Raw genomic sequence first — 12,531 nt, forward strand, 5'->3', positions numbered from 1 at the left:
GTATAGATTAACCGAAACATTAACGTTCCGTCCCGGAGGTTTCTTGAACGACCCTGCCGCGCTGAAAGCATGCCTCGACAGCCTTGCTGCCGATTATGATGCCCGTTTTCTCGATTCCGACCCCGTGGGACTTGTCCATCGCTACCGGTTCCACGAAGACATCGAAACCGCCGGATTCATCGTGTCTGTCCTTGCCTTCGGGAATGCGGTTCAGATAAGGAAAAGCGCTGAAACTGTTCTTGCGTACGCCGGAGATTCGCCTGCCCGGTTTGCACGTGGATTGACGCCGAAGAGTGCGCTCGAAGTCTTTAGTAATTTCAAGCACCGATGGACGACCGGCAGCGATATCGCCTTTCTTTTTTTTACACTCGGCCGTATTGTCGAAGAGGAAGGTTCGCTCGAAGCTCTCGTGCGGAAACTTGACAATCCGGGTGAAAAGACGATCGAAGAACTCATGGCGCGTTTGTCACGCTGGTTTGTTTTCAGATATACAGAAGATTTCGGAAAAAATCCGGGCCGGCCGGGAATATCATATCTCGTCCCTTCGCCTGCCGGGGGAAGCGCCTGTAAACGGCTGGCGCTGTTTTTCCGGTGGATGGTTCGCGGTCCGGATGGTGTCGATTTCGGGCTCTGGAAGTTCATAAACTCATCGAGACTTGTCATACCCCTCGATCGTCACATTGCACGAATGGCGGCGCTTCTCGGATTGAGCTCACGGCGTATTCAGGACTGGAAAATGGCAATCGAGATTACGGAATCGCTTCGGCAGCTCGACCCGGATGATCCTGTCAGGTATGATTTTGCGCTTGTCCGGCCGGGAATCCTGAGGAAATGTACCGCTGCAAAACAGGGAGACTGCCCCGAATGTTCGCTCCACAATATATGCACGGGTCGGTGGCTCTGAAAACCGCCGTTCTTCTGCTCGGATTCATGCTTTCGGGTGTGGCATATGGTCTTGAACCGGTCACCGCGCTCGATGACGGATTCGCGGTTCCCTCGAAGGCGGGATTGATCGAGGCCTCTCTTCATTTTCCGGGCGCCGAATCGTTCATAATGGGTCCCTTCGCAGTTGCGGCATGGACACGACCGTTCGGTGTCGATGACCTCTCAGTGACCACGGTTCATACCGGAACACGGTTCGGTAAAGCGGGAATATCTTTTTCCTTCAGCGGGTGCGGATTCGACCTGTACGGCGACGAGTCGGAGAAAATAGGTTTTTCCTATGCGTTTCTTGACCGTATTTCGTGCGGGATCAGGCTTACCCGGAACGCCATGCGCATCAGGGGATTCGGTGATGCATACGCACTGAGCGCCGATGGAGGTGTCGTGTTCCGTCCTGTCGAATCGGTATGGGTCGCAGGATCGTACGAGGACCTGTCGGGAGCCGAGCTTGGCGAATCACGCGAGCCGCTCGATGGACGGGCACGGCTCAGCGCGGCATGGTCGATGACCGGCGATTTCACGTTTCTCTGTTCTGCTTCGAAGGTGCGGTTGTACGATACATCATTTTCGGGGGGATTCACCGCCGGACTGTCGCCGCTTCTGACAGTCGGGGTAACGGGCGCCAGCGAGCCGGACCGGATGGAATTTCTCGGCATGGTGCATGTCAGAGGTTTGACATGGGCGTACCGGGGTTCTTACCATCGCGAGCTCGGCATGTCGCACGGTTTTTCTATATGCTGGACAGGGCAGCGGAAGACAGCCCGGGATCATGAGTCAATTATCAAATAGAAGATGAAATAATATGCCTGTACGGGTTGATTTTGAGGCGTAATTTCACAACCTCAGGCGTTTGAGCCCTGTATCGATGAAGCTGACAACCTGCTCGGGGGTATCGGCGTACATGAGCAGATGAATGTACGACGAAAATGACAGCTCATCGGGGAGTTCGCAGGCAAGAAAATCGATTATCTTTTTCCAGTGATCGCCGAAAAGAACAAGGGGCCGGGGCGGTATGCTCTTATTCTTCTCGAGTTCCCATGCGAAAAAAAGCTCGGTCAGAGTCCCCGAACCGCCGCGCATGATTACATACCCATCCGATATGTCGGTCAGTTTCAGGAGTCTGTCCGCATAGGTCGGGGTTTTTATCTCAGTATCGACATAGTCGTTCGGACGCGCATTGATGGATTCAAAAAAGGCGGTTGTCACTCCGATGGTTTTCCCGCCCGCCTTCTTTGCGCCAAGCGATGCGGCTTCCATGACTCCTCGGTATCCTCCGGTGACAACAGTGTATCCTGCCTGTCCGAGGTAATATCCTACAGCACGGGCCTCTTCATACCGTAAAGAACCCGGCTGCGGTCTTGAAGAGCCGAATACGGCGATTTTTTTCTCATGTTCCATGTTGCCGTTTCCTTTTCATGACCGGACACGTTTTATTCTATAAACATCGTATAATAACCGCAATGACCTGCTCACTGTCAAGGTCGTTCTCCGGCTTCGGAGATTATACGATAATAATCACGGCCCTCATTTACCGGATTTTCTCCTCCGGACGGGCAAAAGAAAGTATCGTATAAAAATGTTTTCAAGATATTGAGTTGCCCTGTGTTTTTATTGTTGTAAATAATGAGACTTATTGCTATATTCAGGAGAGATGAACAGCTTATGGTTCATTCCCCAGGGAGCGTATATCATGGTATTTCGTCCGGGCAGGTATTGTGCGCTGTTGTTTGCAGCGGCGGTGTTACTTATAGGTGTTTCGTGTAACAGTACGGTGAATGATGGTGTCCCGGGCGGTTCGGGTATCACATACGATTTCCGGTTCTCAACGAACACCGAGGAGTGGACCCAGGGATTTGCCGACTATCCGGTTGGCAAATTCATGAGCAGCTATTATGAGCTTACATTTCTGTACGCTCAGCTGCCGGAATATCTCGGCAGGAGTATGTACGGACTTTATATATCGAGTAATGACCACAGCGCCGATATATTCATGTACATCAAACACGAGCTTACAGGATTGAAACCGAACACTGCCTATGATATCGTTTTCCGTGTCGAAATCGCTTCCGAGGCGCTTGAGAGCGATGCCGGAGGGGCAGGCGTATACCTGAAAGCCGGCGCCGCCGTGAATGAGCCATTTTCGATTATCGAAGGCGAGTATTACCGGATGAACATTGACAAGGGAGATCAGGCCGCTGGCGGGAAAGATGCGCTTGTTCTCGGCCCCATCGGAATACCCGAACATACCACGGACGAACCATTCAGACTCAAAACATTCGAAAACTCTGCACCATTTGTTGTGACAACCGATTCAACGGGCGTCCTTTGGGTAATTGTAGGCACCGATTCGGGATATGTGGGTATCACGGATATTTACTATTCATCGATTAAAATAACCCTCACCGAACAGAAACAACTCGTTGAGCTATAAGATATCATCCTTCATTTTCAATTCTTTGTTATCCTTCTGTATCGTGCGATATCCATGTATATTTAGAAAAAGCGTTGTGAAAAACACCACATGAATGGATTTAAGCAGCCGGGGGTCGGCACATAGTGTCGATCCCCGATTGATAATTCGGGGACATGTTTTTATGCCCTTGACAGTAATAAAGCAATACATTTCGTTATCGGACGTGTGAAAAAGATAGTTTTACACCTCCCTCTTGAAGCTGTTCCTGCACTATTCAGTATAGTATTTTACATTGACATTACTCTTCAGGGTATTTACTTTACATAGTATTAGTAACGCTTAAAGTACGCGATTTTTCAACGAAAGAACCATATGGCGACCAAAGCTCAGAAGGTCAGGCTTTCCATTTTTCTTATCGGTTCCGGCGCCGTTCTGCTGGTTTTTTTCATCGCCCTTGTCGGCAGCAGAATTTTAAAGCGGATGGACCCCTATACCATTGTTTACGAAGAGATATCAGTAACGGGGCTGGAGCCGGGCGCTGCGGTAAAATACCACGGCGTTCAGGTTGGCCGGGTTGCGGACCTTTCGGTGAGGAATGCAACATCCATACAGGTTTCTATCCAGGTGGAGCATTTAACCCCGATCAAGAAGGATACGGAGGCGGTTGTATCCGCGGTCGGAATCACCGGTTTAAAGTTCATTGAGCTCACCGGCGGGACAGAAAGTTCGGAACTGCTGGAAGTCGGCGGCACGATCAAAGCTGGCCAATCGCTGTTCGACACCATATCCGGCCAGGCGGAAGTCATTCTGGCGAAGCTGGAGCAGGTAATCAACAATCTCAACCATCTCCTTGGCCCCGAAACAACAGTCTCCCTTCAGAATGCGCTCAATTCGGTATCGCTTGTGTCAACCAAAGTCGATACGCTTCTTACGGAAAACAGGTACTCCATAAACCGGAGTGTGGCCAATCTTGACAGCATCATGGAGAATCTCGCGGAAACCTCCCAGAAAACCACTGAACTGGTCACAACGGTACATTCTCTGGTTTCATCGGAAGATGTCACGGGGACTTTGTCGGATATCAGGAGCATCTCCGCGCAGGTCAGAACACAAATCGACAGCCTTCGTCTCGCCGAAACGACCGAGGAACTCCGTAAACTTCTTGTCAGCACGAATCAGATGGTTGTGCACTACGACCTCATTGGTATCAGGGCACGGGATGATATTCTCAAATCCATGAGTAATCTTGAACAGGCGCTTGATAACCTCAGGGAAGCAACCGATGTAATCCGGGAAAATCCTTCTGTGCTTCTGAGGGGACGTCAAACCACAGGCGACAGAATTGAATGACAGGGAGCGCTCGATGAGAAACCCTACGATAAATCATTTTTTCCTTCTCATGACCATCGGGATGATCGCACTATTCATGGCATGCGGTGTTCTGGGAGTGAAAAAACTTCCCACGAAAAACTACTATATAATTAATTATCCGTTCACAAAAAACGTTCCCCAGAACTCAAGGCGCCCGTACCCGTACGCTCTCCAGATAGGGAATTTTGAAATTCAGCCTATCTACAACCGTCAGAATGTCGTCTACCGGTATTCTCCCAACCAGATTCAGTACTATGAAGTCGAACGATGGGCCGTGAGGCCGGACTATATGATCACGAACCTCGTTTTTAAACACCTTGAGGAATCGGGTCTGACCAACCGTGTCGGTACCAACTTCTTCGAGTCACGGCCCGATTACCGGATCGAGGGGATGGTTGAATCGATCGAGCGGTATGATGCGGGCGACATCTTTTTTGCACACCTTGCCATGTCGATGAAAATGCTCCGCGTGGCTGACGGTACCCAGGTATGGGAGTATACATTCGACGAGAGGAAACAGGTATATCAGCGCGGGATGGTTTACACTGTTCAGGGACTATCCGCAATTTTTCAGTCGGAGATGAACATTGTTGTTGCTCAGATCGATTCCCTCTTTCTCAGTTACGGATCGGGAACGCCTCTTCAAAAAAAAGAAGCTCCCGATATAACGCAGAAACCTGCACAGACCGACTCGACAAAATCCGAAATCGATGAATCAGCCTTTGAAATCATTCCTGACAAACGTCCAAAAGAGAAATAGCATGATACGGTTTTTCCTGAGAATTGCGCTCTACCTTGTGTCGGGGCTTGTATGTGTGTCTCACGGCTTCACGCAGGAGACGACATGGGAAAGCCCGCCGGTCGCTACTCAGATCGACATGGATGACACGATTGTTCCTGTCGGGAAAGGAGCTGTCTTCTGTCCCTCGATGACCAATTCCGACAACGAGCCGGTATATGGTGTTCTCCGGGACGGCCATCGAGTGGAAGAGGCGCCGACAGGACACCGGATTCCGCTCGAACCGGGAGTTTACAAGGTCGTGTATGGTTCGGGCACTCTCGATCAGATGATGTCCAAGACAGTCAAGGTAGTCGAGGGTTCGACAAGCGTTCTTAAAGTCGACTGGTCCGGTCTTGTCATCGATGTGATCAACGAATCGAGAACAAAGGTTCGTGAATATTATGAACTTATCGATCTCAGTACCGGTGATTCCTACGGAATCGGTCAGGGAATCGAGCAGGGTCTCGACGAAAAACTGCGGACATGGATACTGCCTCCCGGACGGTATAAAATCGTCAAACCCGGGGGAAATATCAACGATGTCATTAACTTCGGCACGATACGGCTGGCGCCGGGAGAGCTGACATATGCAATTCTTGTTGTCGATTCGAATACGTTCAATTTCCTCGGTTTCGGGTATCGTTCGGATGTAAGACAGTTGGGGGGTTATAAAAAGAAATGGACGAAACTGAGCGAACTTGCCGGTAACGCTCTGCTCAATTATATCCCGTCAAGCGAATCCGGTACCGAAAGCGGCGGGAGCTTCACTTCCACCGTTCAGTGGCTCACCGATGCCCGCTACGAGTCCGGCAATCACATTATACCCATCTGGTCGAACCTTGAGGAAGGCCTGTCCATGCAGAATGACAAGGTACTCCGCAAATACACGGACAAGGCCGAATTAAAAGTGACTTACATATACCGCTTCACCAATCTTCTGAGCCCATATGTCAGGGGCGCAGCAGAAACACGGTTTTTTGCCACATCGGTTCATTTCGACAAACCCACCAGTTTCGCTGAAGTATCCGCAAAAGGAGACACCGTCCGGGTTGAAAATGATGCCGATAAAGTCAAACTCGGCGGACCGTTCAGTCCCATCTATCTCAAGCAGGGATTCGGCATCAACTCGATACTCATCAAGACACTGCCTGTCAATTTTAATCTGAGGGGCGGTTACGGCGCCCGCCAGACCCTTGCCCGTAAAGCGTACATTTATAACAGTGATACCAAGGTGCTCTCGCCAATTCAGAAAACCGATGTCACCGGGGCCGAATTCCTGCTTCTCGGCGATATCCGGCTTGGCCGGTATATCCTTTTCGATACCGAACTCGACATACTCATGCCGAGCAGGAAAACGGACAGCTGGGTGTTCGATGGAGAAAACAGGCTCAGGCTTTCGCTCACGAGCAATGTCAGCCTTTTATTTACCGCGGAGTTCTGGAAAAACGAGAGCGTCCTGAAAACCCAGACACGGTACCAGCTCCTGCTTCGTTTCTCCAAGTTCCTGTGAGGAAATGCATGAAATCCACCTTTACCGCACCGACTATCACCATGGACAATGGTGTGCTTGCCATTTCCGGCGACCTTGTCGCGATGACCGTAGGTGATGCCGAACGATCCGTATTACGGTTCGGCAGGGAAGCGATTTCGGTTGTTGACGGCTCGGGGATAAGCGGTTTCGATTCCTCGGGAGCCGTATTTATAAAATGCCTGAGTACCCCAAAAACCGAGCTGCGCGGATTCAGCGATAACTCCATCAGGCTCATCGAAATGGCCGTTCCCGTCGAAAAGGGCGTTCCCCAAAAACCCGAGAAGCCACGCTTGAGCCTTGAATATATCGGCGGTATCGCTTTACGGGAGATGGAAAACCTGACCGAAATCGCCATTCTCATCGTCGATATTCTGTTCTGGGCGGTGATCGGTATATTCAACAGGAAGCAGTACCGGAAAGGAACGTTTACCGAGCAGGCATACTACATGGGTTCGACCGCCCTGCCGATTGTCGGAACAATCCTGTTCCTTATCGGCGTCATTCTGACTCTTCAGAGCGCGGCACAGCTCCGGCAGTTCGGTGTATCGATCTTTGTGGTCAATCTCCTTGCCATCGGGCTTTCGCGCGAGTTTGCGCCGCTTATGACCGCAATTATCGTGAGCGGGCGCACCGGCTCGGCAATTGCATCGGAGATCGCCACGATGAAATTCACCGAAGAGCTTGACGCCATAAAAACACTCGGTCTCAATCCCCTGCGGTTTGTCGTGGTTCCGAAGCTCTGGGCAATGGTTCTGTGCATGCCTCTCCTGTCGATCATGGCGCTTTTTATCGGGCTTTCAGGCGGATTTCTTGTGTCCATCACCTATATGGAGCTTTCGCCCACAACGTTCTTTAACCAGCTTCTCCTGTCGCTCCTGTTCTGGGATGTTGTGACGGGGCTCATCAAATCCCTGTCGTTCGCGATTATCATTACAATCGTCGGAACCTACCGCGGGCTTACGTTCACAGGAGGCGCAGACGGTGTGGGACGGGCTACGACCGCCTCGGTGGTGACATCCATATTCGCTATTATCGTCATGGATTCCATCTGGGGGATAATATTTTACTTCCCGCACTGAGAAAGAAGGCAGCGAAAACCACGGGCGGCTTCCGAAGGGTGGTTTCCGGGCAGAATCGAGTGGAAAGACCATCCGGGCAGATGGATTACACTCGATGTTTTAGGGATTTTAAAACGCTATTATGTGAGAAAAGGCTTATCACATGAACGGCACATCGACCACCACCGATGAAAATATTCTCGAAATCGAGAATCTTCACTCATGGTACGGACCGCAGCATGTTCTCGATGGTGTTACGTTTTCGGTCAGAGCCGGTGAAATCATGGTCATTCTCGGTACCTCCGGCTGCGGCAAGTCCACACTCCTGAAAAACATTATCAGGCTCTACAAACCGGGCATGGGCAGCATACAGCTCCTTGGCAAGGAAATGACAGAGCTCGAGGAAGAGAACATCGAAACGGTGCTCCACGATGTGGGAGTCATGTACCAGCACGGCGCTCTGCTCAACTCGCTTACCGTGGGAGAAAATGTCGCTCTCCCGCTCGAAATGCACACATCCATGTCACCTGGACTGAGACATGAAATAGCGGAGCTCAAACTCGAACAGGTCGGGCTGAAGAACGTGTACTACCGTTATCCCAAGGAACTGTCGGGCGGAATGCAGAAACGTGCGGCTGTGGCACGGGCGATCGTGATGGACCCCAGCATTATCTTCTGCGATGAGCCCTCGGCGGGTCTCGATCCCGTCACTGCCCTCGGCCTCGACCGTCTGCTCATAACGCTCAATGAAACCCTCCGTATGAGCATCGTGGTTGTTACCCACGAGCTTGAAAGCATCAAACGCATAGCCCACCGTATCACCTACCTCGACAAGGGGAGAGTGCTCTTCACCGGTACCCTTGAAGATGCCCTGAATTCCGGTATTCCTACGATACAGGAATTTTTCCTCCTGACCGATAACTGATAGTTACCCGTACATTTGAGCCCGGCACTCTTTCATGTTTATAATAAATAACAGTTTATTAATTTATAAATATATCCCTTGATTAAATGGCGATTTTTTACTATTATTATGACAGGCAGGATCAGCCAGTTCAGGTTTCTGCTCTACAGGGTTTTTACTCATCGTGTACAGTTTTCTGATTCATGTAACCGTATATGAAAGAAGGTGATAGCATGAGAACCCTTGCGGAACACCACTGGTCTGCGGAAATGCTTCTAACGTTTTCTATTATCGCCGGTCTGACCATCGGCGGTCTTTTAGGCTGGGGCGTGGGAATGACAACCGATAACATCGGCGCGGGGATATCGATCGGCGTGTTGATCGGTCTTGTCGCCGGGCTGTCAATCGGCATTCTGGTTTCCGACCGGAATGAATAACCCCAATTTTTTCCCGGTTCTCCTGATATTTAAAAACAACCGTTCTCTCTTGAATGTTTTGAGGGACGGTTGTTTTTTTACGGTTTGCTCCCTTTTATGTTATTCGAAGCTTGTGTATACTGATCCGACAGTTATCCCTCCAATAATTTCTTATACCAAGTTTCAATCATTTATATAAAAATTCAGACGCCTGTTTTAGTATGGCTTAGACCCTGAAACGAGTTCAGGGTGACGTGTAAACAATAAGCCGTCATGCTGAACCTGTTTCAGCATCTATGATTCATGATATTTACCTGTATGACCATAACGCGGTATCACACTCTTCGTGCTGTGCTCAGTCACGGTTGGAAGGAGCACTGTTTAAAGAATTTTGTGAATTATTCAGATTAATACTGAAATATCTCCCGAATTGTGTTTGAATAACTTGACTTGACCTCACCAGTCATTATTATATTAATGTCCCGAATAAAAACCGGAAAAGGCTTTTTCCGGTGCCGTTTATTGACGATATTGGATTTTATATCCCTTCAATCCTGTTCATAAGAGGTAAGCATGAAATCCTGTTCCATGGAATCCAACAAGAAAACATGCCCCTGCACATATTCATCCTGCTCACGGTTTGGAATATGCTGTGAGTGCGTCGTTTATCATCGGCGAATGGGTGAGCTTCCCGCCTGTTATTTTCCCCGTGATGTTGAGAAAACGTATGACCGCTCGATTGAAACTTTTGTGAAAACCTATAAGGACCGGGGCAGATGGTGGTAAAATAAAGATATATTTCTAAAGTGGTTACTCAGACCTGTTCGTGAAAGATACCTTTAATGGCACATATACTTGCGCAAAAAAAAATCATCGAGTTTTTCGGCCTCCTGAAAAAACGTCGCCTCTACATCCAGACCCACGATATACCTGACCCTGATGCGATAGCTTCAGCCGAAGCATTCAGACTCATCGCGAAATCGTTCGGCGGCAGGGCAAAAATCGTTTCGAACGGGCTTCCGCACAGACGGGAGAACATAACGCTCCTCAAGGAGGGTAAAATCTCGATTACACCGCTTAAATCCCTCGTTATCAAGTCACCGGAGCACAGCGCCTGGGCTTTTATCGATTGTCTTCCCGGCGGAGGAAATGTGACGCTCCATCCGCTTGCTCCCGGAGACCTCTATATTGCCATTGACCATCATGGCAAACCCAATTCAATACCCCGAAAAGGCGAGAACGCTTTTTACATTCATGATTCGCATGCCGGAGCCACAGCAACGATTCTCGGCGAGCTGCTCCTGGGATTCGATATTCCGTTTCCGCCGCGGCTCGCTTCGGCTCTTTCATATGCCATCATCAGCGATACACAGGATTTTAACCGCGGGGCGTCGAAAAAAGACATTTCCGTATATGCCGATATCTTCCCGAAAGTGAACCACCGTCTCATATCACGCATCCGCAACACGACAAAACCACGTGATTTTTTCCGCACGATATACAACAGTCTCGGGAACGCCGAATATTACCGTCACATAGCCTGGGTACGTGTCGGAGAGGTAAAAAGCGGTGAAATCGTCGCCCAGATGGCTGATTTCATACTCTCTACCGAGCGTATAACATGGTCGCTTGCGCTCGGCTATACCGATGACAAGCTCTATCTTTCACTGAGGTCATCGAATCCCAAAGCGCAGTGCGGACACGCGATACGGCGGATTGTACCACGCTCTCCGTTCAACGTGGGCGGTCATGATCTTCTCGCCGGGGGACATATCCCGATTGACAGTTCGACGGATGTGGACAGTCTGATGGATAGTATCATTAAGCGGTTCATAAGGAATATTCTCCGTATTCCATCGTCCGCAAAAGTACCGGGCGGCAGTCTGCTCATCGGGCTATGAAACCGGAAAACGGGGTCACGGATCGGATCGGAAAGAAAAATCGCAGATATAACGGTCAATTCATTCATATAATTTATCCAATCGATCGGAGAATCATCAATGGACTTGAAAACAGGAGCAGCGCCTTCAGAGCGGATTGCATCGATCGACGCCCTGCGCGGTTTCGACATGTTCTGGATTATGGGAGCGGATTTTCTATTCAGAAAGCTGTTTACGCTGTCCGACAATCCTTTTTTCGTAAAAATCGGAGATCAGTTCGAGCATTCTGCATGGAACGGGTTTACGTTCGAGGACCTCATATTTCCGCTGTTTCTGTTTATCGTTGGTGTAGTTATGCCCTTCTCCCTGACAAAACGGCTCGACCGCGGCGAGTCGCGGAACCTGCTCTACCGTCACATCATCGTCCGGACCCTCGTTCTTCTGGCTTTCGGGCTGGTCTTTAACGGTTTCCTTGATTTCAGATTCGGAGCCATGCGGTATGCCGGGGTACTCCAGCGGATTGCCCTCTGTTATTTCTTCGCCGCCCTCATCGTCATGAATACCCGTGTCAGAGGCCAGGCCATATGGGCCGCCGGTATCCTCGTTTTTTACTGGGCTGTCATGATGCTTGTACCGGTGCCCGGGTACGGCGCCGGTGTACTCACTCCGGAAGGGAATCTTGCTTCGTTCATCGATCAGCATCTTCTCCCGGGCAGATTCTGCTGCTTCCAGTACGGCGACAATGAAGGTATCCTGAGCACCATTCCCGCAATCGCGACCACCCTCCTCGGCGTCCTGACCGGGCACTGGCTCAGGTCATCGGCGCCTGCTTCTCAGAAAGTCAGTTACATTTTCGGCGCCGGAGCGCTCTGTCTGGCTGCCGGTTCGGTCTGGAACGCTTTCTTTCCTGTCAACAAGCTCATCTGGACAAGCTCGTATGTCCTGTTCGCGGGCGGCTGGAGCCTTCTGCTTCTCGGACTGTTTTACTGGGTGATCGATATCCGTGGATATGGAAAATGGGCGTTCCCGCTCGTTATCATCGGCCTGAATCCGATTACTATCTATATGGCGCAGCGGTTTTTCGATTTCGAGTCGGTGGCGAATATCTTCGTGCACGCTTTTACCGGTTCGATGGGCGATTTCCAGCCTGTCTTCATGACAGTATGCGTGCTTTTTGTCAAATGGCTGTTCCTCTATTTCCTCTTCCGTCAGAAGATATTCCTGAAAGTATGACG

Annotated in this window: 13 protein-coding genes; 12 read left to right on the forward strand and 1 reads right to left on the reverse strand. The window is 50.1% G+C overall.

Annotated features, from left to right (window positions below; all coding sequences use genetic code 11):
- Nucleotides 1–43 precede the first annotated feature (43 nt).
- Both LLG96_04835 and LLG96_04840 read left to right on the forward strand, forming a co-directional pair.
- Nucleotides 44–904, forward strand: a complete 861-nt coding sequence (locus LLG96_04835; protein ID MCE5249529.1) for a TIGR02757 family protein — start codon at nucleotides 44–46, stop codon at nucleotides 902–904.
- Nucleotides 865–1,731, forward strand: coding sequence for a hypothetical protein (locus LLG96_04840; GenBank protein ID MCE5249530.1), 867 nt, complete (start codon nucleotides 865–867; stop codon nucleotides 1,729–1,731). The genes LLG96_04835 and LLG96_04840 overlap by 40 nt, the downstream gene beginning before the upstream one ends.
- A gap of 45 nt (nucleotides 1,732–1,776) precedes the next feature.
- On the opposite strand, the gene LLG96_04845 is transcribed toward LLG96_04840, so the two are convergent.
- On the reverse strand, nucleotides 1,777–2,340 hold the full coding sequence (locus tag LLG96_04845) for an LOG family protein (GenBank protein MCE5249531.1): 564 nt from the start codon (nucleotides 2,338–2,340) through the stop codon (nucleotides 1,777–1,779).
- 292 nt (nucleotides 2,341–2,632) lie between these two features.
- On the opposite strand from LLG96_04845, the gene LLG96_04850 reads away from it, so the two are divergent.
- From LLG96_04850 to LLG96_04895, 10 genes are all read left to right on the forward strand, one after another.
- The gene (locus LLG96_04850) at nucleotides 2,633–3,373 is read left to right on the forward strand and encodes a hypothetical protein (GenBank protein ID MCE5249532.1); all 741 of its coding nucleotides are present in this window, start codon (nucleotides 2,633–2,635) and stop codon (nucleotides 3,371–3,373) included.
- A 354-nt stretch (nucleotides 3,374–3,727) separates the two neighbouring features.
- The gene (locus LLG96_04855; protein MCE5249533.1) at nucleotides 3,728–4,705 is read left to right on the forward strand and encodes an MlaD family protein; all 978 of its coding nucleotides are present in this window, start codon (nucleotides 3,728–3,730) and stop codon (nucleotides 4,703–4,705) included.
- A gap of 13 nt (nucleotides 4,706–4,718) precedes the next feature.
- Nucleotides 4,719–5,486 carry a PqiC family protein gene (locus LLG96_04860; protein ID MCE5249534.1) on the forward strand — a complete coding sequence of 256 codons (768 nt, stop codon included), beginning with the start codon at nucleotides 4,719–4,721 and terminating at the stop codon, nucleotides 5,484–5,486.
- A gap of 1 nt (nucleotide 5,487) precedes the next feature.
- On the forward strand, nucleotides 5,488–7,017 hold the full coding sequence (locus LLG96_04865; protein ID MCE5249535.1) for a hypothetical protein: 1,530 nt from the start codon (nucleotides 5,488–5,490) through the stop codon (nucleotides 7,015–7,017).
- A gap of 8 nt (nucleotides 7,018–7,025) precedes the next feature.
- A complete protein-coding gene (locus LLG96_04870) occupies nucleotides 7,026–8,117 on the forward strand; it encodes an ABC transporter permease (GenBank protein MCE5249536.1) in 1,092 nt (363 codons plus the stop codon).
- A 142-nt stretch (nucleotides 8,118–8,259) separates the two neighbouring features.
- Nucleotides 8,260–9,021, forward strand: coding sequence for an ATP-binding cassette domain-containing protein (locus LLG96_04875; GenBank protein ID MCE5249537.1), 762 nt, complete (start codon nucleotides 8,260–8,262; stop codon nucleotides 9,019–9,021).
- 212 nt (nucleotides 9,022–9,233) lie between these two features.
- Nucleotides 9,234–9,437: a hypothetical protein gene (locus LLG96_04880; GenBank protein MCE5249538.1), complete on the forward strand. Its 204-nt coding sequence runs from the start codon at nucleotides 9,234–9,236 to the stop codon at nucleotides 9,435–9,437.
- A gap of 552 nt (nucleotides 9,438–9,989) precedes the next feature.
- A complete protein-coding gene (locus tag LLG96_04885; GenBank protein MCE5249539.1) occupies nucleotides 9,990–10,202 on the forward strand; it encodes a DUF6485 family protein in 213 nt (70 codons plus the stop codon).
- A gap of 56 nt (nucleotides 10,203–10,258) precedes the next feature.
- Nucleotides 10,259–11,317, forward strand: coding sequence for a DHHA1 domain-containing protein (locus tag LLG96_04890; GenBank protein MCE5249540.1), 1,059 nt, complete (start codon nucleotides 10,259–10,261; stop codon nucleotides 11,315–11,317).
- Nucleotides 11,318–11,416: 99 nt separating this feature from the next.
- The gene (locus tag LLG96_04895; protein MCE5249541.1) at nucleotides 11,417–12,529 is read left to right on the forward strand and encodes a DUF5009 domain-containing protein; all 1,113 of its coding nucleotides are present in this window, start codon (nucleotides 11,417–11,419) and stop codon (nucleotides 12,527–12,529) included.
- Nucleotides 12,530–12,531 lie beyond the last annotated feature (2 nt).

The organism is bacterium (genome assembly GCA_021372535.1).
Lineage (GTDB): Bacteria > Latescibacterota > Latescibacteria > Latescibacterales > Latescibacteraceae > JAFGMP01.

Excerpts from the sequence above, each read along its gene's own strand:
- LLG96_04840 (MCE5249530.1), top strand. The coding sequence starts at position 865 with ATGTTCGCTCCACAATATATGCACGGGTCGGTGGCTCTGAAAACCGCC.
- LLG96_04845 (MCE5249531.1), bottom strand. The coding sequence starts at position 2,340 with ATGGAACATGAGAAAAAAATCGCCGTATTCGGCTCTTCAAGACCGCAG.
- LLG96_04850 (MCE5249532.1), top strand. The coding sequence starts at position 2,633 with ATGGTATTTCGTCCGGGCAGGTATTGTGCGCTGTTGTTTGCAGCGGCG.
- LLG96_04855 (MCE5249533.1), top strand. The coding sequence starts at position 3,728 with ATGGCGACCAAAGCTCAGAAGGTCAGGCTTTCCATTTTTCTTATCGGT.
- LLG96_04860 (MCE5249534.1), top strand. The coding sequence starts at position 4,719 with ATGAGAAACCCTACGATAAATCATTTTTTCCTTCTCATGACCATCGGG.
- LLG96_04865 (MCE5249535.1), top strand. The coding sequence starts at position 5,488 with ATGATACGGTTTTTCCTGAGAATTGCGCTCTACCTTGTGTCGGGGCTT.
- LLG96_04870 (MCE5249536.1), top strand. The coding sequence starts at position 7,026 with ATGAAATCCACCTTTACCGCACCGACTATCACCATGGACAATGGTGTG.
- LLG96_04875 (MCE5249537.1), top strand. The coding sequence starts at position 8,260 with ATGAACGGCACATCGACCACCACCGATGAAAATATTCTCGAAATCGAG.
- LLG96_04880 (MCE5249538.1), top strand. The coding sequence starts at position 9,234 with ATGAGAACCCTTGCGGAACACCACTGGTCTGCGGAAATGCTTCTAACG.
- LLG96_04885 (MCE5249539.1), top strand. The coding sequence starts at position 9,990 with ATGAAATCCTGTTCCATGGAATCCAACAAGAAAACATGCCCCTGCACA.
- LLG96_04890 (MCE5249540.1), top strand. The coding sequence starts at position 10,259 with ATGGCACATATACTTGCGCAAAAAAAAATCATCGAGTTTTTCGGCCTC.
- LLG96_04895 (MCE5249541.1), top strand. The coding sequence starts at position 11,417 with ATGGACTTGAAAACAGGAGCAGCGCCTTCAGAGCGGATTGCATCGATC.